This window comes from Amycolatopsis alkalitolerans (assembly GCF_006152065.1).
GTDB lineage: Bacteria > Actinomycetota > Actinomycetes > Mycobacteriales > Pseudonocardiaceae > Amycolatopsis_E > Amycolatopsis_E alkalitolerans.
In genome coordinates this window covers 15,612-39,142 of the sequence record NZ_VDFW01000016.1, presented here as the reverse complement: position 1 = coordinate 39,142, position 23,531 = coordinate 15,612, and the positions used below count along the sequence as shown (strand labels likewise).

The 23,531-nt window shown below is 70.4% G+C and carries 22 protein-coding genes and 1 tRNA gene; 15 read left to right on the top strand and 8 right to left on the bottom strand.

From position 1 onward, the window contains the following. Window positions 1–320: 320 nt before the first annotated feature. The 3 genes from FG385_RS18775 to FG385_RS18765 form a co-directional block, all read right to left on the bottom strand. Window positions 321–623: a HigA family addiction module antitoxin gene (locus FG385_RS18775; RefSeq protein ID WP_139098068.1), complete on the bottom strand. Its 303-nt coding sequence runs from the start codon at window positions 621–623 to the stop codon at window positions 321–323. An 18-nt stretch (window positions 624–641) separates the two neighbouring features. After that, window positions 642–920 carry a type II toxin-antitoxin system RelE/ParE family toxin gene (locus tag FG385_RS18770; protein WP_139098067.1) on the bottom strand — a complete coding sequence of 93 codons (279 nt, stop codon included), beginning with the start codon at window positions 918–920 and terminating at the stop codon, window positions 642–644. 191 nt (window positions 921–1,111) lie between these two features. Further along, window positions 1,112–1,185 (bottom strand) — tRNA-Ile (locus tag FG385_RS18765). A 334-nt stretch (window positions 1,186–1,519) separates the two neighbouring features. On the opposite strand from FG385_RS18765, the gene FG385_RS18760 reads away from it, so the two are divergent. The 7 genes from FG385_RS18760 to FG385_RS18730 are packed head-to-tail and all read left to right on the top strand — an operon-like array spanning window position 1,520 to window position 10,456. Further along, window positions 1,520–2,308, top strand: coding sequence for an SDR family NAD(P)-dependent oxidoreductase (locus tag FG385_RS18760; RefSeq protein WP_139098066.1), 789 nt, complete (start codon window positions 1,520–1,522; stop codon window positions 2,306–2,308). Then, entirely contained in the window at window positions 2,305–3,366 is a 1,062-nt protein-coding gene (locus FG385_RS18755; protein WP_139098065.1) for a LacI family DNA-binding transcriptional regulator, read from the top strand. The genes FG385_RS18760 and FG385_RS18755 overlap by 4 nt, the downstream gene beginning before the upstream one ends. Then, on the top strand, window positions 3,363–4,973 hold the full coding sequence (locus FG385_RS18750) for an FAD-dependent oxidoreductase (protein ID WP_139098064.1): 1,611 nt from the start codon (window positions 3,363–3,365) through the stop codon (window positions 4,971–4,973). The genes FG385_RS18755 and FG385_RS18750 overlap by 4 nt, the downstream gene beginning before the upstream one ends. Window positions 4,974–4,975: 2 nt before the next feature. After that, a complete protein-coding gene (locus FG385_RS18745) occupies window positions 4,976–6,391 on the top strand; it encodes an FAD-dependent oxidoreductase (protein WP_200834526.1) in 1,416 nt (471 codons plus the stop codon). 29 nt (window positions 6,392–6,420) lie between these two features. Then, complete coding sequence (locus FG385_RS18740; protein WP_139098063.1) at window positions 6,421–8,559, top strand: hydantoinase/oxoprolinase family protein; 2,139 nt, start codon at window positions 6,421–6,423, stop codon at window positions 8,557–8,559. Next, window positions 8,556–9,176: a hypothetical protein gene (locus FG385_RS18735; protein WP_200834525.1), complete on the top strand. Its 621-nt coding sequence runs from the start codon at window positions 8,556–8,558 to the stop codon at window positions 9,174–9,176. The genes FG385_RS18740 and FG385_RS18735 overlap by 4 nt, the downstream gene beginning before the upstream one ends. Continuing rightward, on the top strand, window positions 9,176–10,456 hold the full coding sequence (locus FG385_RS18730) for a transporter (RefSeq protein ID WP_139098062.1): 1,281 nt from the start codon (window positions 9,176–9,178) through the stop codon (window positions 10,454–10,456). The genes FG385_RS18735 and FG385_RS18730 overlap by 1 nt, the downstream gene beginning before the upstream one ends. 36 nt (window positions 10,457–10,492) lie before the next feature. Here the strand turns inward: FG385_RS18730 and FG385_RS18725 are convergent, their stop codons facing one another. Next, complete coding sequence (locus tag FG385_RS18725) at window positions 10,493–11,755, bottom strand: LuxR C-terminal-related transcriptional regulator (RefSeq protein WP_139098061.1); 1,263 nt, start codon at window positions 11,753–11,755, stop codon at window positions 10,493–10,495. A 159-nt stretch (window positions 11,756–11,914) separates the two neighbouring features. On the opposite strand from FG385_RS18725, the gene FG385_RS18720 reads away from it, so the two are divergent. Next, window positions 11,915–13,000 (top strand): S-(hydroxymethyl)mycothiol dehydrogenase, encoded by a 1,086-nt coding sequence (locus tag FG385_RS18720; RefSeq protein ID WP_139098060.1) that lies wholly within the window; start codon window positions 11,915–11,917, stop codon window positions 12,998–13,000. Further along, entirely contained in the window at window positions 12,997–13,626 is a 630-nt protein-coding gene (locus FG385_RS18715; RefSeq protein ID WP_139098059.1) for an MBL fold metallo-hydrolase, read from the top strand. Before FG385_RS18720 ends, FG385_RS18715 begins: the two co-directional genes overlap by 4 nt. Before the next feature lie 16 nt (window positions 13,627–13,642). Here the strand turns inward: FG385_RS18715 and FG385_RS18710 are convergent, their stop codons facing one another. Further along, on the bottom strand, window positions 13,643–14,692 hold the full coding sequence (locus FG385_RS18710; protein ID WP_235022650.1) for a LacI family DNA-binding transcriptional regulator: 1,050 nt from the start codon (window positions 14,690–14,692) through the stop codon (window positions 13,643–13,645). A gap of 131 nt (window positions 14,693–14,823) precedes the next feature. Between FG385_RS18710 and FG385_RS18705 the strand changes: the two genes are divergently transcribed. The 6 genes from FG385_RS18705 (at window position 14,824) to FG385_RS18680 (ending at window position 20,388) form a co-directional block, all read left to right on the top strand. Next, the gene (locus FG385_RS18705) at window positions 14,824–15,843 is read left to right on the top strand and encodes an asparaginase (RefSeq protein ID WP_139098058.1); all 1,020 of its coding nucleotides are present in this window, start codon (window positions 14,824–14,826) and stop codon (window positions 15,841–15,843) included. A 1-nt stretch (window position 15,844) separates the two neighbouring features. Beyond that, window positions 15,845–16,723: a polysaccharide deacetylase family protein gene (locus tag FG385_RS18700; protein WP_139098057.1), complete on the top strand. Its 879-nt coding sequence runs from the start codon at window positions 15,845–15,847 to the stop codon at window positions 16,721–16,723. Window positions 16,724–16,748: 25 nt separating this feature from the next. Beyond that, a complete protein-coding gene (locus FG385_RS18695) occupies window positions 16,749–18,068 on the top strand; it encodes an MFS transporter (RefSeq protein WP_139098056.1) in 1,320 nt (439 codons plus the stop codon). Then, complete coding sequence (locus tag FG385_RS18690; RefSeq protein ID WP_139098055.1) at window positions 18,065–18,823, top strand: SDR family NAD(P)-dependent oxidoreductase; 759 nt, start codon at window positions 18,065–18,067, stop codon at window positions 18,821–18,823. The genes FG385_RS18695 and FG385_RS18690 overlap by 4 nt, the downstream gene beginning before the upstream one ends. A 261-nt stretch (window positions 18,824–19,084) precedes the next feature. Next, the gene (locus FG385_RS18685) at window positions 19,085–19,795 is read left to right on the top strand and encodes an SDR family NAD(P)-dependent oxidoreductase (protein ID WP_139098054.1); all 711 of its coding nucleotides are present in this window, start codon (window positions 19,085–19,087) and stop codon (window positions 19,793–19,795) included. After that, window positions 19,795–20,388, top strand: coding sequence for a hypothetical protein (locus FG385_RS18680; RefSeq protein ID WP_139098053.1), 594 nt, complete (start codon window positions 19,795–19,797; stop codon window positions 20,386–20,388). The genes FG385_RS18685 and FG385_RS18680 overlap by 1 nt, the downstream gene beginning before the upstream one ends. Here FG385_RS18680 and FG385_RS18675 read toward each other — a convergent pair. The 3 genes from FG385_RS18675 to FG385_RS18665 are packed head-to-tail and all read right to left on the bottom strand — an operon-like array spanning window position 20,358 to window position 23,445. Beyond that, a complete protein-coding gene (locus tag FG385_RS18675) occupies window positions 20,358–21,509 on the bottom strand; it encodes a sulfotransferase family protein (protein WP_139098052.1) in 1,152 nt (383 codons plus the stop codon). The two genes, FG385_RS18680 and FG385_RS18675, sit on opposite strands and share 31 nt — an antisense overlap. Next, complete coding sequence (locus tag FG385_RS18670) at window positions 21,506–22,282, bottom strand: SDR family oxidoreductase (protein WP_139098051.1); 777 nt, start codon at window positions 22,280–22,282, stop codon at window positions 21,506–21,508. The genes FG385_RS18675 and FG385_RS18670 overlap by 4 nt, the downstream gene beginning before the upstream one ends. Beyond that, the gene (locus FG385_RS18665; protein WP_139098050.1) at window positions 22,282–23,445 is read right to left on the bottom strand and encodes a hypothetical protein; all 1,164 of its coding nucleotides are present in this window, start codon (window positions 23,443–23,445) and stop codon (window positions 22,282–22,284) included. Before FG385_RS18665 ends, FG385_RS18670 begins: the two co-directional genes overlap by 1 nt. Between the last annotated feature and the right edge of the window lie 86 nt (window positions 23,446–23,531).

Genomic DNA, 23,531 nt, shown 5'->3' with positions numbered 1-23,531 from the left:
CGGTCTTCCGCATCCCCCAACCGCACAACCACGACGAGGCCACCCCCGCCGGACCAGCGGAAACGGCCCCGAAGGGAACGGTTCGCACAATGACCAAATCGGTGGGCCCGGCGGGGCTCGAACCTGTCGCGACGGCGATTCTGGCTCCGTCCGGTGAGGTGCAGAGCGACTACATCGGACGTTGGCGATTGTTGTTCGGCGATGGGTGCAGAGTGTCTGCGGATTCGGGATGCGCACCCGAACGTACTCCCGGCGAAATCCGACGACCATTGCGGTATGGCTGCTCGTCACGCCGTCGAATCGCATATCCACTGCGCGGGCTAAGAGGCGAGGTCGAGGGGGTGGATGTCGGCTAGCTCGGTGCCGATCCTGTCGCGTTCTCGTTCGAGGTCATATCGGGCCTGGAGGTTGGTCCAGAATTGGTCGGAGGTGCCGAAGAATCGTGCCAGTCTGAGGGCGGTGTCGGCGGTGATGGCGCGTTTGCCGTGCACGATTTCATTGATCCTGCGGGGTGGAACGTGGATGTTGACGGCTAGCTTGTGTTGGGTGAGCGCGAGTGGGGCGAGGAACTCCTCGGCGAGGATTTCACCCGGGTGGATGGGTGCTAGCAGGTCTTCGGTCATGGTGTTTTCTCCCTTCGGTTAGTGGTAGTCGCAGATTTCGACATCTTCTGGGCCCGCTTCGGTCCACCGGAAGCAGATTCGAAATTGGTCGTTGATACGGATACTGTGCTGACCGAGCCGGTCTCCGCGCAGCGGTTCCAGTCGGTTTCCTGGGGGCACAGTCAGGTCTGTCAGGGTTGCCGCCGCGTTGACCATCTCCAGCTTGCGCCGGGCGATTCGTTCGACTGACTCGAACCGTTTGACACGCGTGCGTCGCCAGAGCTTCTCAGTGTCCTTGTCCGCGAACGATCTGATCACCCTGCAAAGCTTAACGTGTCGCGTTATTAACGTCAAGCGTCATGTCGGAGCGATGTTAGCGTCGAGATGCTGCACGGGATGTGGTCGAGGCTGGTCGCATTGTCGGCACGGGGTGGCACAGGTCCGCAACTTGCACCCAAAGATCAACTTCGAGGCATCTGCTGCGAAGTGTTTACCCAGGTCAAACCAGGTGGGCCGGGCGGGGCTCGAACCCGCGGCCAAGGGATTATGAGTCCCCTGCTCTAACCAACTGAGCTACCGGCCCCCAGCGGCATCACGTGGCGCCGACATCGCTGAAGCTGCAGGTCAACATACTGCACCACGCTCCTCTGCCGCGTAAGGGGCATGCCGTCGCGGAGGGCTGAGCCGGCGAGGGGGGCGAACTGCTTCGCGCGGACGGCCGGGTCCCGCTCCGGCAGCCGCCAGTTCGACGGGTCGAGGGACGGGGACTCGTGAGGTCCGCGCGCCCTTCAGACGAGGATCGTCCACAGTGGAGCGTTCATCGGCGGCCGTGGTCGGCGAGGGTTGACAGATCGGTTCCGGCCGGGTCAAAATTTCCGAAAGTTGTTAATTAATACGCATTAATGAAACGAGAGGCAATGAGCACCAGCAACGGGGCCGGGTTGGCTCCCGAGTGCCGCGCGTTCGCGTCGGACGGCTTCGCCGGCCGGGTCGCGCTCGTGACCGGGGCGGCGGGCGGAATGGGGCTGGCGGCCGCGCAGGCGTTCGCCGCGTGTGGGGCACGGGTCGTCCTGGCCGACCGCGACGAGGACGGGGTGCGCGAAGCGGCCGTGCCCGGAGCCACGGCCCTCGTGCTCGACGTGACCGACGAATCGGCCGTCGCGCGGGCGGTGGACGGGATCGTCGAAGAGACCGGCCGCCTCGACCACGTGCTGCACTGTGCCGCCGTCATCACCGCCTGCCATTCCCGCGAGGCGGACGCCGCGCACTGGCGGCGGGTGCTCGACATCAACCTGGTCGGCGCCTTCGTCGTGGCTCAGGCCGCGCTCCGGCACATGGAGAAGGCCGGCTCGGGCACCGTCGTGCTCGTGGCGTCGGACGCCGGCTTCCGTGGTGGGGGCGGCCTGATCGCCGACTCGGCGTACGCGGCGAGCAAGGCGGGCGTGCTGTCCCTGGTCAAGTCGCTGGCCAGGGAGTTCGCCTCGACCGGCGTGCGGGTCAACGCGCTCGTGCCGGGTCCGTCCGACACCCCGATGCACGCCGCCGTGCCGGCCGAGCTCAAGCAGCGCATCGCGACGGCCATCCCGGTCGGCCGGATGGGACGGCCCGGCGACATGGCCGCGGCCGCGTTGTTCCTGTCCTCCCCGGGCGCTTCGTTCGTCCACGGGGCGGCGCTCGACGTCGACGGTGGGCTGATGCTGCGATGACCGGACGTCGCGGGGGCCGTCCCCGGCAGGCCGACATCGCCCGCATCGCCGGGGTCTCCCAGGCGACCGTGTCGCTGGTCCTCGGGGGTTCGGAGACCGCGCTCGCGCTCGCGCCGGAAACCCGCAAGCGGGTCATGGACGCGGCCAGGGAACTGGGCTATGTCGCCGATCCCGCCGCGCGCCGGCTGGTCTTGCGCAACAACCGCCTGCTCGGCGTGTACACGTTCATGGCCACCTTCCCGGTCGACTTCCGCAACTCCTACTACCCGTTCCTGGTCGGCGTCGAAGAGGAGGCCGCCGCGCAGGGGTACGACCTGCTGCTGTTCACCGGCTCGGGCGGCGAGCCGGACAGCACCGGCCTGAACCGGTTACGGCTGGCCGACGGCTGTGTCCTCATCGGACGTCACGCGCCGGCGGACGAACTGGCCCGGCTGCTCGACGACGAGTTCCCGATCGTCTACCTCGGTCGCAACGACAGCGTGGGCACCCGGTTGCCCTACGTCGGTGCCGACTACGTGCGGGCTTCGGCCGACGTCGTCGCCGAACTGGCCGCGCTGGGCCACCGGCGCGTCTACTACGTCCGCGAACCCGACCAGGCGGTGGCCTCCGTAGACCGGGAAGACGGTTTCCGGCTGGGGCTGCGGGAGACGGGGCTGCGGGGCGAGGTGATCCGGACCGACGGCGGCGATCTCGGCCCGGACCGCCTGCGGGCCTGGCTCGCCGAAGGTGCCACGGCACTGGTCGTGGAAGCGACCGACACGCAGGCGGCGGCCGGCGCGCTGCGCTCCGCCGCCGAATCGGCCGGGCTCGGCTGTCCCGGCGACTTCTCGCTCGCGATGCTCGGCGAGGAGGTCTACCAGCGTCCCGGTGAACCGGTGGTGACCGGTTTCGCCCTGCCACGAAGGGAAATGGGCCGTCGCGCCGCGCGCATGCTGATCGCCCTGTTGTCCGGTGACCGCGCCGCGGGCAGGCAGGAGCTGCTGGCCTGCACACCGGTCGAGGGCAGCACGACCGCGGCGCCGCGCGCCGCCCGTACCGCCGAAATGGGGGAGCTGTGACCGAAATCCGTACCGAAGTGCTCGTCGTCGGAGGCGGCGTCGGTGGCGTGGCCGCCGCGCTCGCCGCGTGCCGGGCCGGCCGTCACGTCGTGCTCACCGAGCCCACCGACTGGCTGGGCGGGCAGCTGACGAGCCAGGCGGTGCCGCCCGACGAGCACCCGTGGATCGAACAGTTCGGGGCCACCGCGTCCTACCGCCGGCTCCGCGACGGTATCCGCGGCTACTACCGCGATCACTACCCGCTCACCGAGGCCGCCCGGGCGACGCGGCACCTCAACCCCGGCGCGGGCAGGGTGAGCAAGCTGTGCCACGAGCCCCGGGTCGCGCTGGCCGTCCTCGAGTCGATGCTCGCGCCGCATCGCGCGGCCGGCCGCCTGACCGTCCTGATCGGACATTCGCCGGTGGCGGCCGAAGTGGACGGTGACCTGGTCCGTGCGGTGACCCTGCGCGCGCCCGGCGGTGAAACCCTTACCGTGCAAGCGGACTACGTGCTCGACGCCACCGAGGGTGGCGACCTGCTGCCGCTGGCCGGCGCGGAGTACGTGACCGGGGCGGAGAGTCAGGACCGGCACGGCGAGCCGCGCGCGCCGTCGGTCGCGCGGCCGGACAACATGCAGGGCATCACGTTCTGCTTCGCAGTGGACCACCGTGAAGGTGAAGACCATGTCATCGACCGGCCTCGCGAGTACGGGTTCTGGCGCAACTACCAGCCCGAGTTCTGGCCAGGCCCGCTCCTCGGGCTGAAGGCGCCCGACCCGCGCACGCTCGAGGTCTCCGAACGGACCTTCGTGCCCAACCCGGGCGAAGACACGACGAGCGTCGACGCCGACCAGAGCCAGGACCAGGGCGACCGCGGCTTGTGGCTGTTCCGGCGCATCATCGCCGTCGCGAACCATGTGCCCGGCGCGTTCGACTCGGACGTCACGCTCGTGAACTGGCCGATGAACGACTACTGGCTCGGCAACGTGATCGAGGTCGACGCGGACACCGCTGGGCGTCACCTCGACCAGGCGCGGCAGCTGTCGCTGAGCCTGCTGTACTGGCTGCAGACCGAAGCGCCGCGCCCGGACGGCGGCACCGGTTTTCCCGGTCTGCGCCTCCGGCCGGACATCGTCGGCACTGACGACGGCCTGGCGAAAGCCCCTTATATCAGGGAAAGCCGGCGGATCGAGGCTGTTCGCACCGTCACCGAGAACGACGTTTCCCTTGCCGTGCGAGGCGAACGCGGCGCCACCCGGTATGCCGACTCGGTCGGTGTCGGCTCGTATCGCATCGACCTGCACCCCTCGACGGGCGGCGACAACTACATCGACGTGGGCAGCCTCCCGTTCCAGATCCCGCTCGGCGCGCTGCTTCCCGTCCGGCTGCGCAACCTGCTGCCCGCGGCGAAGAACATCGGAACCACGCACATCACCAACGGCTGCTACCGGCTGCACCCGGTCGAATGGAACATCGGCGAGGCCGCGGGCGCACTCGCCGCGCACTGCCTCGCCCACCGCAGGCAGCCGCACCAGGTGCACGGCGACCCGCGGCTGCTGGCCGAGTTCCAGTCGGAGCTGCTCAGCCACGGCGTCGAACTGGCCTGGCCCGAAGTGAAGGGGTATTGAGCGTGTCCATCGAACCGTCCACTGTGGAGTATTCGCGGCGCGTTCCGGTCGCACCACCGGTCGACGTGCTCGTGGTCGGTGGCGGCCCGGCCGGTATCGCCGCGGCGATCGCCGCGGCCCGCTCGGGTGCGCGCACCCGGCTGGTCGAACGGTACGGCTACCTCGGCGGGAACCTCACCGCGGGACTGGTCGGCCCCTGCATGACGTCCTTTTCGCTGGACGGCTCGGAGCAGCTGATCCGGGGCGTGTTCGACGAGCTCGTGCGGCGGATGGCGGAGCTGGGCCAGGCCCGCCACCCCAGCGAGATCCCGGCGGGCAGCGCGTACAGCGGGTTCATCGAGTTCGGCCACGACAAGGTCACCCCGTTCGAGCCGGAGGCGGTGAAGCTGGTCGCCGAGCGGATGTGCCAGGAGGCCGGGGTCGAGCTGCTGCTGCACAGCTTCGTCGCGGACGTGTGCACCGAAGGCGGCGCGGTGACCGGTGTGGTGTGCGCGAGCAAGAGCGGGCTGCGCCTGTATCCGGCGCGGGTCGTGGTGGACTGCTCGGCGGACGCCGACGTCGCGGTCGCCGCCGGGGCCGAGTCGGTCACGGGCCGGGAATCCGACGGGCTGACCCAGCCCATGACCCTGTTCTTCCGGGTGCGCGGTGTCGACGACGAACGCGTCGAGGAGTACGTGCGCGGTCATCCGGACGACTTCCGCCCGTTCGCCTCCATCGTCGCCGCGGCCACCGCCGAGGGCCGGTTCCCGGCGCCCCGGCGCGGCGTCGGCATGTACAAGACCTTGCGGCGGGGGGTGTGGCGGATCAACACCACCCGGATCCTCGGGCGGGACGGCACCGACGTCGCCGACCTGACCGCTGCCGAGCTGGCGGGGCGCGACCAGGTCGACCGGCTGGTGCGGTTCTTCCGGGCGGAACTGCCCGGGTTCGCCGAGTGCGAACTGCTCGACACGGCCGCCACGATCGGCGTCCGGGAAACGCGGCGGATCGTCGGGGAACACGTGCTGTCGCTGGCCGACCTGCAACGCGGCACGCATTTCGACGACGTCGTGGCGCTGTGCGGCTACCCGGTCGACATCCACGACCCGACGGGTGCCGGCGGCGGCGTCGACGATTCGTGGGGGACCGCGAACGCCTACGAGATCCCGTACCGCTCGCTCGTGCCGGTGCGGATCGACCAGTTGCTCGTGGCCGGGCGCTGCCTGTCCGCGACGCACGAGGCGCTCGCCGCGATCCGGGTGATGCCCCCGGCGTTCGCCACCGGAGAGGCCGCGGGCACGGCGGCCGCCCTCGCGGCGCGACTGGGGGTCACCCCCCGCGAAGTCCCCGTCGGCGAACTGCAGCGTGCGCTGCTTGCCGGGGGCGTTTACCTGGGCCGGACGACCGGGCCGGCCAGCAGTCCACAACCCGCGCCCTAGCGGGCTGGCACCACAAGGAGGTGGCGCACATGCCAGCACGGATCCGCGTCGGCATCGATGTCGGCGGCACGTTCACCGATGCCGTCGCGATCGACGCCCAGACGCTCGAGCTCGTCGGCCAGGTCAAGGTCCCGACGACACACCACCATCCCGAGGGCGTGGCCCACGGCATCGTCGAAGCGCTGACCGCGCTGCTGGCGCGGTCCGGGCATGCCTCCGGGGACGTCGGGTTCCTCGCGCACGGCACCACGCAGGCCACCAACGCCCTGCTGGAAGGCGACGTCGCGCACGTCGGGATCGTCGGCCTCGGCCGCGGGTTCACCGGCTGGCGGACCCGGCGGCTGGCCCGCGGCCACGACATCGAGCTGGCGCGGGGCAAACACCTGCGCACGAGCTACGCGCACGCCCCGGGCGCGGGGGCCGCGGTCGGCGAAGCGGTGCGGCGGCTGGTGGGCGAGGGTAGCGAGGTCGTCGTGGCCGCGGAAGCGTTCAGTGTGGACGATCCCGCCGGTGAGGACGCGGCCGCGAGCTGCGCCAGGGAGCTGGGTGCGATCGCCTCGACCAGTCACGAGATCACCAAGCTGTACGGGCTGAAGACCCGGGTGCGCACCGCGGTGATCAACGCCAGCATCCTGCCCCGCATGCTCGGCACCGCCGAGCTGGTGGACAAGAGCATCAAGGCGGCCGGGATCACGTCGCCGCTGATGGTGATGCGCTGCGACGGCGGGGTGATGGACCTGGAGCAGATGCGCCGCCGGCCGCTGCTGACCGTGCTGTCCGGACCGGCGGCCGGGGTGGCCGGCGCGCTGATGAGCGAGCGGATCGGCGAAGGGATCTTCCTGGAGACCGGCGGCACGTCGACCGACATCAGCGTGATCCGGCGCGGCAGGGTCGCGGTCCGGCACGCCGAGATCGGCGGTTACCGCACCTTCCTGACCTCGCTGGACGTCCGCACGATCGGGGTCGGCGGCGGTTCGCTGATCCGGGTGCGCGGTGGGAAGGTCACCGAGGCCGGCCCTCGCAGCGCCCACATCGCCGGGTTGAGCTATGCCGGTTACGCCGATCCGGCGGCGCTGCGCGGCGCCGAACTCGTCAGCGTGCGCCCGAAGGAAGGCGACCCCGACGACTACGTTGCCGTCGATGGCGAGGGTGGCCGGTTCGCCCTGACGACCTCGTGCGCGGCCCTCGCGCTGGAGCTGGTGCCGGAAACCGACTACGCGCACGCGGATCCGGCGGCGGCGCGGCTGGCGTTCGCGCCGCTGGCGAAGTCGCTCGGCGTGAGCGTCGCCGAAGCGGCGCGGGAGGTTCTGCGCGCCGCCGTGCGACCGGTCCGGGACATGGTGGAGTCGCTGGTCAGGGAGTACCGCCTGGACCGCCGCTCCCTGGTGCTGGTCGGCGGCGGAGGCGGAGCGGCGTCGGTCACCCCGTTCCTCGCCGCGGAGCTGGGTGCGGCCTCCCGTATCGCCGCGCACAACGAGGTGATCAGCCCGATCGGCGTGGCCCTGGCGATGGTGCGCGAGCAGGTCGAACGGGTCGTGCCCGATCCCGGCCAGGCGGACGTGCTCGCCATCCGGCGGGAGGCCGAACAGGCTGTGGTCGCCCAAGGCGCCCGGGCCGAGTCGGTGGAGGTGGACGTCGTCGTCGATCCGCGGCGCAACACCGTGCGGGCGGTCGCGACGGGCGCCACCGAACTCCGGACGAAGGACGTCGGCGACGGGCCCGTCGCCGAGGAGCAGGCCCGCGCCACCGCGGCGGAAAGCGCGCGCGCCGACGCGGCCGGCCTCCGGCTGCTCGCGGAGACCCGGCACTACCGCGTATACGGCGTGCTCGGCGAGCGGCGAGGACCGATCCGGCTGTCGCGCCGCAAGGGCGTCCCGTTGCGGGTGGTCGACCGCGAAGGTGTGGTGCGTTTCCAGGCACCGGACGGCCAGGTCCGGGTCGCGACGTGTGGTGCGGGGCGCGAGCTGCTCGGCGCCGCGCTGGAGGAGCTGACCGAGTACGGCGACGGCGGTGCCCGGCTGCCCGCGCTGCATCTGCTGCTCGGCGGCCGGATCGTCAACCTCGCCGGGATGACGAAGGCCGAACAGGTCCTCGGGGTGGCCGAGACCGAGTTCGCCGGCCGGGAAGCCGACGAGCCGGTCGCCCTGATCTCGGAGGCCAGGGCGTGACCGCGGCCGTGGGCTCGGCGGTGCTGCGCCGGTGCGCCCGGCTCGCCGGGCTCGACGACGTCGAGCTGGCTACTCGCTTCCTCAGCGACCAGCAGGTCCACGCGCACCGGGAGCGCGCGGTGCTGAGCCGGTGGGCGGCCGTCGCGACCGAAGCCGGACACGACGCGGCACGCTCGGAATCGGGTGCCGAGGGCGGGTTCACCGTGGTGACCGACCGGGCGGGGCTGCGTCCAGGCTGGGTCGTCGTCGCCGAATACTCCGAGCGCCGGCACGAGATCCGGCTGCACGACGACGTCCTTGAACTCGCCGGCGCGCTCGTGGAGCGGCTCGGCTGGGCGGAGTGGTACCCGGCGGGCGTGCTCCGTGAAGCGGCCGTCGCGCACGAAGTCGGGCACGGGAGGCTGCACGGCGCCGCGGCCCGCGCGCTGCGAGAACGGCTCGGCGTGCGCGCGCTGCGGCTCGGCCGCTACCGCCGCTACGCGCACATCAGCGGGACTCCGGAGCTGTTCGCGCACGGATACGCGCACCAGGCCTGCGGGCTCGGCCGTTCACCACTTCTCCTCACCGCCGCGCTGGCCGTCGCCGCCGGCGCGCGCACCGGAAAGGACGCCGTCTGATGGCCGTGCTCATCCTCGTCGTGATGGCGGCGTGTGTCGCCCTGATCCTCAGCCGGAAGCTCCCCACCGCGTTCGCCCTGGTGCTGCTGGCCGTCGTGATCGGACTGATCGCCGGCGCGCCGCTGGTGAGTGGCAAGAACAGTATCGGCGAAGGCATCCTGCAGACCGGGTCGGCCTCGCTCGCGTCGACGATCATCGCGATCATCCTCGGCTCGTGGCTGGGCGCGCTGATGGACCACACCGGCATCGCGTCCACAGTGGTCCGGAAAACCGTCGAGCTCGGCGGCGACCGGCCCTACGGCGTCGCGGTCGGCGTGTTCCTGGCCGCGACCCTGACCGGCACGGTGACCGGTTCGGCGCCCGCGGCCATGCTCATCGGGCTGATCGCCATCCCCGCCCTGATCGGCATCGGCCTGCCGCCGGTGACGGCCGCGGGGGTGGTGGTCGTCGGTCTGTCGGCCGGGATCCCGTTCGAGCTGTTCTCGTGGCAGTTCCTGTCCCAGGCGGTCGGCGTGCCGGTGTCGGCGGTGCGGGACTTCCAGCTCACGCTGTTCCCGATAGTGCTGGTCCTCGGGCTGGCCTACGTGCTCATCGAGGCGCGCCGCCGTGGCACCTTGCACGCCTGGGCGATGCGCACCGAGACGCCGGGCAGGTCCGCGCGGGCCAGGCCGGACGCGCCCTGGTACTCGCTGCTCACCCCGCTCGTGCCGATCCTGCTGGCCCTCGTGCTGGACGTGCCGATCGTGCCGGCCCTGCTGATCGGGATCCTGTACGCGCTGCTGACCACCACGCGGCCCGGCAAACTCGGCCCGACGGCACTGCGCACGGCGTTCCGCGGTTTCGAAGTCGCCGCGGCCCCGGCGATGCTGTTCGTCGCGATCGGGATACTCCTGCAGGCGGTCAAGCTGCCCGGGGTGGTGCACGCGCTCGGCCCGCTCGTCACCGCGATCACGCCGCACAACCCGGTGCTGTTCGTCGTGGTGCTCGGTGTGCTCGCGCCGCTGTGCCTTTACCGCGGGCCCTTCAACATCTACGGCATGGGCGCCGGGGTGGCCGGGGTGCTGCTGGCGGGCCACGTCTACCCGGCGCAGGCGGTGCTCGGCATCATGGCTTCCTACAACCAGCTCCTTGGCGTGTCCGACCCGACCAGCACGCAGACGGTGTGGAGCGCCGAGTTCGCCGGCGTCCGGCCGGAGAAGCTGATGACGCGCACGCTGCCGTACACGTGGCTGATCGCCATCGGCGGGCTGACCTTGACCGCAGCCCGCTTCCTCGCCTGAGCTCCGCGTCAGGCGCGGCACCTGGACCGGTGCCGGTTATTGTGCGATTCCGGCCTTCAGGGCGAGCGCGGCCGCCTCGCCGCGCGAGGCGACCTCCAGCTTCTTCAGCACGCCGGTGACGTGGAACTTGACGGTGCTTTCGGTGACGCCCAGCTCCGTCGCGATCGCCTTGTTGCGGGTACCGCGGGCCAGCAGGCGCAGTACGTCCAGCTCTCGCCGGTTGAGTCTCGACAGCCGGTCGTCGCGCTCGTGGTCCGAGGTGGATTCCAGCGGGAGTTCGATGGTGGCGCGGCTGCCCCAGTCCGGTACCGCGTCCAGGCCGATCGTCGCCCCGAGGGTGCGGGCCCGGCCGTCGAGCTGGTGGTGCAGGGCGGTCACGTCGAGGCGGCCGGAGTCGCGCTCGCGCATGTCGACGCGCAGGCTCGCGCCGTCGAGGAGCCAGGCGATCCGCAGGCTCGCCACTCCTGGTTGCGCGGTGAAGGCGAGCGCCGCCGTCCTGGTCATGGCGCGCGCGGCGTAGGCGACGTCGCCGGGCAGCGGCCGCCCCGCGTCCGGCGGGGACACGAACTCGATTCTCGCCTGATGATGCCGCAGCATCTGACGGATCTCCTTGCGCAGCTTGGCGAACGCGGCCGGTGCGGGCTCCGCGGACAGCGTCAGGTCGGACTCCTGAGTGGACCGCAGCGCCACCAGCGCCGCGGAGGCGGACTCGGTGGCGGCGAGCCGGGCGCGGCGGTCGCCGAGGCTGGTGGAGCGCAGCGTGGTCAGGATCGTGACGAGCGTGCCTTCGTGCGCCGCCGCCATCTCCGCGATCGTGCGTGCCCGTTCGTTCGACGCCGCGCGGGATTCGGCGAGATAGTCGGGGCTCGCCTGCGTGACCTGCTGCCTGATCGAAGTCGCGACGATGCCGAAGATCTCGGCGAGAACGGCGGGCTCCGGGAACCGCTTCGCGTTCGCACGGGGAACGAGCACGAGCAGCGTGCCCACCGGATCCCGCACGGCCCACACCGTGCGGGCGGCCCCGGCGATCGTGGCCGTCGTGCTCAGCGGACGGCCGGGTTCGACGGCCGCCTTGAGCTGTTCGAGCTCGTCGATGGTGACCTTGTTGATCATTTTGGTCGCCCCGGCGACCTTCCGTGGCCGGCCGGTGCACTCGCGGGTGAAGATGACGAGGGCGGTATGCGGCCACCGGCCGGACAGGAACCGCGAGAACCGGCCGGCTATCTCGTGCAGCGCGCCGTCGATCACTTCCCGCAGTGCGACGAGGCTGGTGTCCTGCGGGGCCTTGGCGTCGGGCATCCGGCTGAGTGTAGCCGCCGGGCTACCTGGTCGGAAGTCGAGGTTTCCCTGGCCCGACGGCCAGGTCGCGCGCACACCATCCCTGGTTAGCGTGGCGACTGTATGCGTGGGGGCGCATGCCTTTTCGCTGAACGCCAAGTGATGGAGGTGCCGGTTCCGATGCCACAGCAGGTGCGCGGTGTGATCGCCCGTTCGAAGGGGGCCATGGTCGAGCTCGTCGATATCGTGATTCCCGATCCGGGACCGGGGGAGGTCGTCGTCGCGGTTGCTGCCTGTGGGGTGTGCCACACCGATCTGACCTATCGGGACGGTGGGATCAACGACGAGTTCCCCTTCCTGCTCGGCCACGAGGCCGCCGGCACCGTGGAAAGTGTCGGTGAAGGCGTCGAGTCGGTGAAGCCGGGTGATTTCGTCGTGCTCAACTGGCGCGCGGTCTGTGGCCGGTGCCGGGCCTGCAAGCGCGGGCTCCCCCAGTACTGCTTCGACACGTTCAACGCGAGCCAGAAGATGACGCTCACCGACGGCACCGAGCTCACCCCCGCGCTCGGGATCGGCGCGTTCGCGGACAAGACGCTTGTCCACTCCGGACAGTGCACAAAGGTCGACCCGGCCGCGGACCCCGCGGTCGCGGGGCTGCTCGGCTGTGGCGTGATGGCCGGGCTGGGCGCAGCGGTCAACACCGGCGCGGTCGGCCGCGGGGATTCCGTGGCGGTCATCGGCTGCGGGGGCGTCGGTGACGCGGCCGTCGCCGGTGCCCGGCTCGCGGGCGCGTCCACGATCATCGCGGTAGACCGGGACGAGAAGAAGCTGGCGTGGGCCGCTGAGCTGGGCGCCACGCATACCGTCAACGCCTCGGACACCGATCCGGTCGCCGCGATCGCCGGGCTGACCGGTGGGTTCGGCGCGGACGTGGTCATCGACGCGGTCGGCCGCCCCGAGACGTGGAAGCAGGCCTTCTACGCGCGGGACCTGGCGGGCACCGTCGTGCTCGTCGGCGTGCCGACCCCCGACCTGCGCCTGGACATGCCGCTGCTGGACTTCTTCTCGCGCGGCGGTGCGCTGAAGTCCTCCTGGTACGGGGATTGCCTGCCGGAGCGGGATTTCCCGGCGCTGGTCGACCTCCACCTGCAGGGCAGGCTGCCGCTGGAGAAGTTCGTCACCGAGCGCATCGGGCTCGACGACGTCGAGAAAGCCTTCCACACCATGCATTCCGGCGAGGTGCTGCGTTCGGTGGTGATCCTGTGAGTTCCCTCCGGATCGACCGCGTCGTCACCACCGGCGTCTTCGAACTCGACGGCGGCACGTGGGACGTGGACAACAACGTCTGGCTGATCGGGGACGACGACGAGGTCGTCATCGTGGACGCGGCGCACGACGGCAAGTCGATCACCGAGGCCGTGGGTGATCGCAACGTCGTCGCCGTCGTGTGCACCCACGGGCACAACGACCACGTCACCGTCGCGCCGCAGCTCGGCAGGCAGCTGTACGCGCCGGTCCTGCTGCACCCCGGTGACCAGGAGCTGTGGGAGATGACCCATCCCGGGGAGTCGTTCTGGCAGACGGCCGACGGCGAGCGGATCGCCGTCGGCGGCACGACGCTCGAAGTGATCCACACGCCGGGACACTCGCCCGGTTCGATCTGCCTGTATCTGCCCGAGGCGAAGGCGCTGTTCTCCGGGGACACCCTGTTCTCCGGCGGTCCCGGCGCCACCGGCCGGTCGTTCTCCGACTTCCCCACGATCGTCGCGTCGATCCGGGACCGGTTGTACGCCCTGCCCGCGGAAACCCGCGTGTACACCGGTCATGGCGACGGCACCACCATCGGCACCGAGGCGCCGCACCTCGAGGAATGGATCGCCCGCGGACACTGACGGATCCCGGCTTCGCTCAGCCGGTGCTTGACGCGCGGACCATCAGCGTGGGTGCGAGCCGCTGCGACTCGACGTCCTCTCCGGCCATGAGACGCACCAGCAGCGACAGACCGCGATAGCCCATCTCATGCATCGGCGAGCGGATTGTGGTCAGCGGGATCGGCAGTTCGGCGGCGAGGGGAGTGTCGTTGAAGCCGACGACCGCGAGGTCCGTCCCGGCCCGCAGGCCGCGGTCACGCGCCGCGCCGATGGCGCCGATCGCGGCGAAGTCGTTGACCGCGAAGATCGCGGACGGCAGCGGATGCTGCGTGAGCAGCTTCTCCGCGCCGAGCCGCCCGCCGCGCGCGTCGAACGGGGTGTGCACGATCCTCGACCCGGGGACCGGCACCCCGGCGTCGCGGTAGGTGTCCACGAAACCCGCTGTGCGGTCGATCCCGGTGCTCGCATACGGCTCGCCGGCGACGACCGCGACCGTGCGGTGCCCTAGGGACAGCAGGTGCTCCGCCGCGAGCCGCCCGCCCTGGTAGTCGTCGCAGGTGACCGACGGATGCTCGCCCGCGCGGCGGCTCACGAGCACGAACGGGACACCCCGCGCGGCGATGCCGGACAGGAACTCCGCGTCGATGTAGGCGTCGCCGAAGATCAGGCCGTCCACGCGGCGGCCGAGCACCATCTCGGTGCGGGCGCGCTGCACGTCGGGCACGTCGCGGGTGTTGGTGACGAAGGTCGAGAGGCCGTGCTCGGCCGCCGCTTCCTCGATGCCTTCGTAGATCGTCGCGAGGACGATGTCCGACAGCCGGGGCACCAGCACGCCGACGAGGTTGCTGCGGCGCGTGCGCAGGCTCGTCGCATGCGGGTTCGGCCGGTAGCCCAGCTCGTCGGCCAGCTTGCGGATCCGCTCGACGGTCGCCTCCGAGGCGGCACGGGCGCCCTCGTCCGGCTTCGCGTGCAGCACGCGCGACACCGTCGAGACGTGCAGTCCCAGCTGGTCGGCCAGCGTGCGGAGCGTGACCGGTGGTTTGTGCTCACTGCCCACTTTCGCGCTGGCCCTCCGGCAAGTTTTCACGACTTTCACGATCGTAACAGCGAGTTAATTGACTCCTGCCGCTCGTCGTGTGCATGATACCCAAACGTTTGGGCCAAACGATTGGGTAACGAGAAGTGACCGCGGTGGTCACTCAGAGGAGGGAATGCCTGGTGGGCAAGGTCGTGGTGTTGTCGACGGGCGGGACGATCGCCTCGCGTCAGAACGAGCGAGGCGCGAGCCTCGCCAGTGACGAGGTGAAGACGCTGCTCGGGCGGCTGCCGTTCGATGTCGCCGTGCCGGTCGAGGGCCGGGACGTGCTGTGCGTCGGCAGCTACCTGCTCACCCCGGCCGACATGGCGGATATCGCGCGGGAGGCCCGCCGCGCCCTCGGTGAGGACGGGGTGTCGGGTGTCGTCGTCACGCATGGCACCGACACGATGGAAGAAACCGCTTTCCTGGCCGACCTCGTGCACGACGACCCGCGGCCGGTGGTCTTCACGGGCGCGCAACGGCCGGCCGACGCGGCCGACACCGACGGCCCCCGCAACCTCGCCGACGCCATCATCGTCGCCGCCGACGAACGCGCCCGTGGTCGTGGTGTGCTCATCACCTTCGACGGCGCGGTGTTCGCCGCGCGCGGCACCCGCAAGACGCAGACCCTGGCCGCGGCGGCGTTTTCCAGCCCGGACAACGGCCAGATCGGGCTGGTCCGCGAGGGTGCCCTGATGTTCACCGCCGCGCCCGCGCCGCGCCCGCGGGTGGAACTGTCCGATCTGGACGCCCGGGTGGACATCGTCGCGCTGTACCCGGGCATCGACACCGCCGCGCTCGACGCCGTCGTCGCGGCCGGGGCCGCCGGTGTGGTGCTCGAAGCCACCGGCGCCGGAAACGCCAACCACGAGATCCGTGACGCCGTCGCCCGGCACACCGCGGCCGGGATCGTCGTCGCGCTCTCCACCCGCGTGCACGCCGGGCCCGTCGCCGGTCTCTACGGCAACGGTGGCGGCGTGGACCTGATCGAAGCGGGCGCCGTCCCCACCGGGATGCTCCGCCCGTCGCAAGCCCGGATCCTGCTGATGGCTCTGCTCGCCCGCCACCGCGACCCGGTGCGCGCCGCCCAGGAACTCACCCGGCACGCCGAAAACCCGTTCGGCGCGAGGATTCCCGTGTCTGTTGGAAGGAAGTACTGAAGTGCCCAAGGAAATTCGTGTCGCCTTCGGCGTCGACGTGGACGCCGTGGCCGGCTGGCTCGGCTCGTACGGCGGCGAGGACTCGCCGTGCGACATCTCGCGCGGGATGTTCGCCGGTGAGGTCGCCGTGCCGCGGCTGCTGAAACTGTTCGAGCGCAACGATCTGCGCACCACCTGGTTCATCCCCGGCCATTCGATCGAGACCTTTCCCGACCAGACGCGGATGGTCGTCGACGCCGGGCACGAGATCGGCGCGCACGGCTATTCGCACGAGAACCCGATCGCGATGTCGCGGGCGCAGGAGAGCGCGATCCTCGACCGCAGCATCGAGCTGATCGAGAAGCTGACCGGCGCCGCGCCCACCGGGTACGTCGCGCCGTGGTGGGAGTTCTCCCCGGTCACCAACGAGCTCCTGCTCGAACGTGGCATCAAGTACGACCACTCGTTGATGCACAACGACTTCACGCCGTACTACGTGCGCGTCGGCGACAGCTGGACGAAGATCGACTACGCCAAGCCGGCGGAGGAGTGGATGAAGCCGCTGGTGCGTGGCGAGGAGACCAGCCTGGTCGAGATTCCGGCGAACTGGTACCTCGACGACCTGCCCCCGATGATGTTCGTCAAGGCCAGCGCCAACAGCCACGGCTTCGTCAGCCCGCGCGAACTCGAGCAGACCTGGCGCGACCAGTTCGACTGGGTCTACCGGGAGCTGGACTACGGCGTGTTCACCATGACGATCCACCCGGACGTCTCGGGCCGCCCGCAGAACCTGCTCATGCTCGAGCGCCTGATCGAGCACATCAACGGCCACGAAGGCGTGCGCTGGTCCACTTTCGACGAAATCGCCGACGATTTCCTCACGCGGTTCCCCCGTTCCTGAGTACTTTCCCCAGAAGGGTCCCCCCATGTCCACTGCGGCTTCCGCCGGTGTGCGCACCTTTCCGCGGGTCGGCGTCAAGGCCACCCGCAAGGCGACGATCATCGCGTTCTTCGCATGGCTGTTCGCCGTCTACGACTACATCCTGTTCGGCACGCTGCTGCCGGAGATCGGCGGCTATTTCGGCTGGAGCGACTCGACCGCGTCGCTGGTGTCCACCTTGGTCTCGGTCGGGACCGCGGTGGTCGCGCTGGCGGTCGGCCCGATCGCGGACCGGATCGGCCGCCGCCGCGGCATGATCCTGACGGTCTCGGGCACCGCGGTCGCCTCCGCGCTCAGTGCCGCGACCCCGGGCGCCGGGTACCTCGTCGGTGTCCGGGCGTTCGGCGGGCTCGGCCTGTCCGAGCAGGCGGTGAACGCGACGTATCTCAACGAGATCTACGCGGTCACCGAGGACGAGAAGATCAAGAAGCGCCGCGGCCTGATCTACAGTCTCGTGCAGGGCGGGTGGCCGCTCGGCGTGCTGCTGGCCGCGGCCTTCGTCGCGATCTTCCTGCCGCTGGTCGGCTGGCGCGGTTGCTTCCTGCTGGCGGTGTTCCCCGCGGTCGTGATCGCGCTCGTGCGGCGTGGCCTCAAGGAGAGCCCCCAGTTCGAACTGGAACTGAAGCTGCGCAAGCTCCGCAAGGCGGGCAAGGCGAACGAGGCTGCCGCGCTCGCCCGCGAGTACGGAGTGGACGATCAGCCCTCGGCTCCGCTGGCGTCGATCTTCAAGGGCGCCGCGCTGCGCAACACGCTCGTGCTGGGCTTCGCGTGGCTGATCAACTGGTTCGGCATCCAGGTGTTCAGCGTGCTGGGCACGACGGTGCTGACCTCGGGCAAGGGCGTCAGCTTCACCGGTTCGCTGGTGATGCTGATCGTGATCAACGCGATCGGCTATCTCGGTTACGTGTTCCACGGCTGGGTCGGGGACAAGTTCGGTCGCCGCAACGTGATCGCGATCGGCTGGCTCATCTCCGGCGTCCTGTTCGCGCTCACGCTGACGGTCGCGAGTGGCACGATCGCCGTCGTGACGCTGTACTCGCTCGGGATGTTCTTCCTGATCGGGCCGTACGCGGCGCTGCTGTTCTACATGGGCGAGTGCTACGAGACCCGGTGCCGGGCGACGGGAACGGCGTTCCTGAACGCGCTGTCCCAGCCGGGCGCGATCCTCGCCGGGGTGATCACGACGGCGATGCTCGCCTCGGGCGCGACGTGGAACTCGGCGGCGCTGCTCGTCGGCGCGGCCGGCACGTTCGTGTCCGGTCTGGTGATGTTCGCCGCCCGCAAGGTCAAGACGCTGGAGGCATGATGGAGGTCGCGATCATCAGCGGTGCCGCGAGCGGGATCGGCCGCGCGCTGGCCGTGGCCTACGCCGAGCGCGGGGTGGCCACGGTCGTCGGCACCTTCCCCGGTGACCCCCACGATCCTGTTGAGACGGTCGCTGCGGTCAAGGCGGCCGGCGGGGAGTGCGTGGTGCACGAGGTCGACGTGCGCGAATCATCCCAAGTGGATGGTTTCGCGCAGCGGGCGATCGACGAGTGGGGGCGGCTGGACTTCGCGGTCGCCAACGCGGGCGTGCTGCGCAAGGCCGCGCTCGCCGAACTCGACGACGCCGCGTGGGACGACCTGCTGCAGGTCGACCTGACCGGGGTGCTGCGGGTGTTCCGCGCCGCGGCGGCCAGGATGGGCGGGCCGGGTGCGATGGTCGCGGTGTCCTCGATCGCGGGTGGCGTGTACGGGTGGGGCGAGCACGCGCATTACGGTGCGGCGAAGGCCGGCGTGTTCGGGCTGAGCCGGAGCCTCGCGGTGGAACTCGCGCCGCGGGGCATCCGAGTGAACACGGTGGTGCCCGGCTTTGTCGTGACGCCGCAGTCGCTGGACCCGGTCAACTCGCTCGGCCCCGAAGGGCTCGAGCGGGCGGGCCGGGACATCCCGCTCGGCCGCCCGGCCCGCCCGGAGGAGGTCGCCTCGGTGATCCGGTTCCTGACTTCGGCGGATGCCTCCTACGTCACCGGCCAGACGATCACCGTCGACGGCGGCCTCACCGTCCGGATGCCCGCCTGATGCCCCGGCGAGTCCGGCTCCCGCCACCCGCGAGTCCGGCTTTCGCCACCCGCGAGTCGGGCTTCCGCGGTGCGCGAGTCCGGCTTTCCCGGTGGGTGGCGAGTTGGGGGTTGGCACTGCGCGAGTCCGGCTTTCGCCGCCTGCGAGTCCGGCTTTCGTCGCGGGTGGGTTCGGTTTCGCGGCGCGTGGGTTGGGCTCCCGGCGCGGGTGAGTTGGTGGCGGGCGGGCTGGGCGTTCGCGCGAGTTGAGGAGGTAGGTGCGTTGACGTTGCTGGAGAACCGGACGGCGCTCGTCGTCGGCGGGGCGAGTGGGATCGGGCATGCCATCGCCACCGCGTACCTGAAGGAGGGGGCGCGGGTGGTGGTGGCCGACCGGACCGCCACCACCGACTTCGACTCGGTGCCGGTCGATGTGACGGACGAGAACTCCGTCGCCGAGGCCGTCGCGGCGGCCGGCGCACGGCTTGGGGAGATCGACATCCTGGTCAACTCGGCCGGCATCCTCACCGAGGCGCCAGTGGTGGAGATGGACCTGGCGACCTGGTCGCAGACCCTCGCGGTCGACCTGACCGGGGTGTTCCTGTGCTGCCGCCACGTCGTCCCCCGGATGGTCGAGCGCGGGCGCGGGCGGGTGATCAACATCGCCTCCCAGCTCGGCATCAAGGGCGGGCACGGGCTCGCGCACTACTCGGCGGCGAAGGCCGGGGTGATCGGGCTGACCAAGTCACTCGCGCTGGAGGTGTCCGGGCGGGGAGTGCTGGTGAACGCGATCGCGCCCGGCCCGATCGAAACGCCGATGGTCGAGGGAATCACCGAGGAGTGGAAGACCGCCAAACGTGCCGAGTTGCCGCTCGGGCGTTTCGGCCGGGCGGAAGAAGTCGCTCCCACGGCGGTGCTCCTGGCCAGCGATCCGGGTGGGAACCTCTACTGTGGACAGACGCTCGGCCCCAACTCGGGGGACGTGATGCCCTGATGTGCGGGGCGTGCGGTGAGCAGGGCAAGCTCGACTGGGCCCGGCCGTTCCTGGCCGGGCTCCCCGCCAGAAGCGCCGTCGCGGCGGCGCTGAAAGCGCTTGCTCGCCCCGGGCTCCGCGTCACCGCCCGTGGCGGCGGCTGGCTCGTCGCCGCGCCGACCGGGCGGACCAGCGCCTGCTCGAGCCTCACCGAACTGATCGCCACCGCGCGCCCGTGGCTCGACGCGCCCGGTGAGTTCGAACCGCGCGGCTCCGGCACGGTGACGACGCCCGAACCGGACGCCCGGCGGCCGGTGCGGATCTGGGTCGATCCGGACGCCGAGCCGCAGTCGCTCGCCCGCGGCGGGGACGTGGTCGTGCCCGACCGCGAACACGAGGCGCTCGCGCTCCGGCAACTCGCCACACCGCCGTGGTCACTGCGCTGCTACCTCGCGCCGACCGGACCGCCGGATTTGCGGGCCGCGCCCGAGGACGCGGCCGACCTGCTCGTCTGGCTCGAACTCGCCCGGCCCGAAGCGATCGTCGCCGCCTGCGCCGGCCTGGACATCGAGGTCCGCGACGGTCACGTCGTGCGAGCGTGCGCTTCCTGGTAGCGCGCGAACCGCTCGTCGACCTGATCGGCGGTGAGCCCGAAGTCCGCCAGTGCGTACCGGTGCCCCGGCCGGGAAGCGCTTTCACGGCTCAGCGCGGTCATCGCCGTACGGGCGTCCTCGCCGAACGGCAGCCCGAAATGCCGGTAGATCGACTCGACGGTCCCGATGGGATCGGCCACGAAATCCTCGTAATACACATCGCAGAACTGGGCCTGGTCATACCGCGGACGATCGTCGAGGAACTTCTCCGCACCGCGCGCCCACAACTCCAGTTGCGCCTGGCCCACCACGGAACCGTGAAAGGCCGTGGACCACTCGCGCGAAGCCTGCTCGTTGAGGCTGCACACCGACGCGATGATGGTCCGCGGCGCCCGATGCGTCTGGATGATGAGAGCATCCGGATACACCGCTAGCAACGCGTCGAGCGCGAACAGGTGGCTCGGGTTCTTCAACACCCACCGCTTGTCCTTGTCCGGTAAGCCGATCAGCTGCAGGTTCCGCCGGTGGCGCTGGTAGGCGTCGGTCCAGTCCTGCGTCCGAAGCCACTCCGAATACGTGGGCAGATACGCGAGGCACTCGTAGGAGACCGACTTCACCGTCTGCCGCAGCAGTTGCCAGCATTCCTCGACCTGATCGGCCGACATCTCGTGCGCGCCCAGGAATTCCGGATGCTCGATGTGGTGTTGCTCGTACCCGGCCTGGATCCGCTGGAACACCGGGTTTTCCGCCCAGGTCGCGCGCGGTGGCCGCGGCTGTGGCACCTCGGTCAGCCAGACCTCGAGCCCCTGGTGCGCGGGATCCGCGGTCAGCAGGCGATGCAGCGCCGTCGTGCCGGTGCGGGGGAGCCCGGTCACGAAGATCGGCCGCTCGACCGGCACATCGGCGTACCCGGGATGCGCCTTCCAGGCGGCCTCGCTCAGCAGCCGCGCGACCAGTGCGCCGCGCAGGAAGGCGCGCTTGACCCGCTTCCCGAACGGCGTCAGCGAGGCATCCCGTTCGTAGGATTCCAGCAACACCGCGAGACCTTCGCGGTGTTCGTCGGTTCCGAAGTCGTCCAGTCCGGTGAACCGGGTGGCGGAGGCATGCAGATCCTCGACCGTGCCGACGTTTTCGCGCGTCATAGGTGGTACTCCCCGCAGTTGACGTCCAGGCACTGCCCGGTGATCGCCCGCGCGAGATCCGACGCGAGGAACACCACGGCGTCCGCGATCTCGTCGGGTTCGGGCAGCTTGCGCAGGTCGACCGTGCCGGCCGTCTCCTGATAGATCTCCTCGGCCGTGACGCCGCGCTTCTTCGCGAGGTAGTCGAAGTAGAACTTCAGGTTGTCACCCCAGATATAGCCTGGCGCGACCGAGTTGACGCGAATCCCGCGCGGCCCGAGTTCGGTGGCGAGCACCTGCGCCGCGGCCAGCAGGCTCGACTTCGCCATCTTGTACGGACCGAAGCCGCGCTGCGAATGGCGCAGCACCGCCGAGTTGATCATCACGGCGGAGCCGCGGCTCTTCTCGAGTTCGGGGGCGAAAACGCGGGTCAGCCGGATCGCGGCGTACACATTGGTCTCGAACGAAGCGCGCACCTCGTCGAGCTCCACTTTCGCCAGCTCCCGGATCGGTGGCATCGCGAACGCGTTGTTCACCAAGGCATCCACCCGGCCGAAGGCGTCCACAGTGGAGCTTAACAGGGTACCGACGGCGGTCTCGTCGGTCACATCGGCGGGCACGGCGACCGCCCGGCGGCCCAAGTCGGTGACCTCCTTCGCGACCTCGGTGAGCCGGGCCTCCGTGCGCGCGGCGAGCACGACGTCGGCGCCCGCCCGCGCACACTGCAAAGCGATCGCGCGGCCGAGACCGCTGCCGATCCCCGAAACCACGACGACCTTGTCCTGGAGCAGCATCAGCCGAGCATCCTCCGCGCGACGGCGGCCTGGCGGGCCGCGATCCGGTCGGCGAACTCGCCGGGAGTGATCTTCGCGTTGTCGTAGAACGGAAGCGTGCTCGCGAGATCGTCCACTTCGACCACCTCGAAGTCGGGCCCGTCCGCGGGCGTGAGGTCACGGGAAAGCTGCTGCCAGCGGATCTGGATGTACCCGCGGCTGTGCCCGGTGCGCTCCAGCCAGTTCGCGACACCCGGGTCGCGTTCGCTGATCACGAACCGGATCTTCCCGTCCGGGTCGACGCGAGCCTGATCGGCGGTGAGGCTCGTCTGGTGGTTGAGGTAGTCCAGCGAGATGTACCACATGCTGCCGAGTTGGATGCCCTGGTACGGCGCGTCGGATTTCGGCACCGTGACCACCATGGCCTGGTCGTCGGCCAGGTCGTAGTGCCCGACCGAGGAGAACTGCGTGCTCAGCCCGCCCGGCGTCGCGCGCGGCTCGGTGAGCGTGTTGACCGGCAGGTTCAGGTAGAACCATTTCGGGAACGCGAGGAAGGTGTTCAGCCGCGACAGCAGGATCTTCCCGGCGACGCCGTACCGCTTTTCCAGCAGGTCACGGCTGAGCGGTGGCGGCGCCTGCCCGGTCGTGTCCGCGCGCCGGATGCGGATCGTGCCGCGCTCCTCGCGGCTCCAGTCGCTGTACACCTCGCGCGCGACGAGCATCGCCGAGCCCGGCCCGAGCGTGAAGTAGTTCGGCCCGGACTTGCCCGGCCCGAACCGGATCTCGTAGCTGCCGTCGTCCGCGATGTCGATCTGGCGGTCGTCGAACGCGGTGAGGCTGTCCGGCACGTCGACGGGGGAGTAGTCACCGTTGAGGATCTGGAAGCTCAGGTCGCGTGTCGTGCCGCGCGTGCCGGTGACGACGTACTCGGCGTCTTCGCGCAGGTACGAGTGGAAGTAGAGGGTGTCGGGATTGTCGAGGCCCATCTTCGTGTACGGACCGGTGGACTGGACGAAGAACGGGAAGTCGCGCTCGTAGGCCCAGGCCATCTGCAACGACGCCCGGATGCTGCCGGCGAGATAGTCGTAGCCCTCGACGAGGTCCTGCTCGGTCCGGACGTGCGGCGCCCCGGCGATGATCTTCTCGGCCTCGCCGAGCGCGGCGGCGAACTTGTCGGTGAGCATCGCATCCTTCCTACAGGCGCTCTTGGAAGCGGCGGAGCCGCTTGCTGTGGGCCGCCTCAGGTTCCGCTACCCAAACCGCCACGCAG